The following is a 785-nucleotide window of genomic DNA, read 5'->3' on the forward strand; positions in this document are numbered from 1 at the left end:
GGTAACCCTCCCAAACTTAAGACACCTAATAAATAGAATTAAGCTGCCTGATTGAGTTTCTGTATCGGTGTAAAACCGCCATTGCCCATGTTTGGGCGCTTATGATTATAATGGTATAACCAGTTTTCTGCTTGTGCGCGTACCTGCTCTAGATTATCAAACAGCTCCTGATTTAACCAATCATATCTCATGGTTCTGTTAAAGCGCTCTACATACGCATTTTGCTGTGGATTGCCAGGTTCAATATAGCTTAAGATGATACCTTGCTGCTCAGCCCAGTCTTTGAGCGCATTGCTGATGTATTCAGGGCCGTTATCGCATCTTATTTGCACAGGTTTGCCTCGGTACTCAATAAGCTGATTAAGACTGCGTATGACCCTTTGCGCCGGTAGCGAGAAGTCGACTTCAACGGTGAGTGCCTCACGGTTGTAATCATCAATGACATTGAACAGTCTAAAGCCGCGGCCATCAGTTAAGCTGTCGTGCATAAAGTCCATGCTCCAGCTTTGGTTAATCCTATCAGGTACTGCTAATGGTATTGGTTTAGCACGTTTAATGCGACGCTTAGGCTTGATTCTAAGGTTGAGTTCAAGCTCGCAGTAGATGCGATATACCCGCTTATGGTTGTACGGCAGTCCTAGCACATTACGCAAGGTTAAAAAGCACAAGCCAAAGCCCCAGTTCTTGTTCTCATCAGTCAGTTTGATAAGTAAGTCCGCTATTTGCTGGTTCTCATCTGTTACCACCGACTTGTGATAATAACAGGTGACGCTGATGTTAAAGAT

The 785-nt window shown here is 44.2% G+C and carries 1 protein-coding gene; it reads right to left on the minus strand.

Going from position 1 to position 785, the window contains the following annotated elements; translation table 11 throughout:
* Nucleotides 1-38 precede the first annotated feature (38 nt).
* The coding region (locus NJD71_RS13570) for an IS3 family transposase (RefSeq protein WP_319052429.1) at nucleotides 39-785 on the minus strand (747 nt) is incomplete at its 5' end.

It is taken from the genome of Psychrobacter sp. PP-21, from assembly GCF_033790785.1.
GTDB lineage: Bacteria > Pseudomonadota > Gammaproteobacteria > Pseudomonadales > Moraxellaceae > Psychrobacter.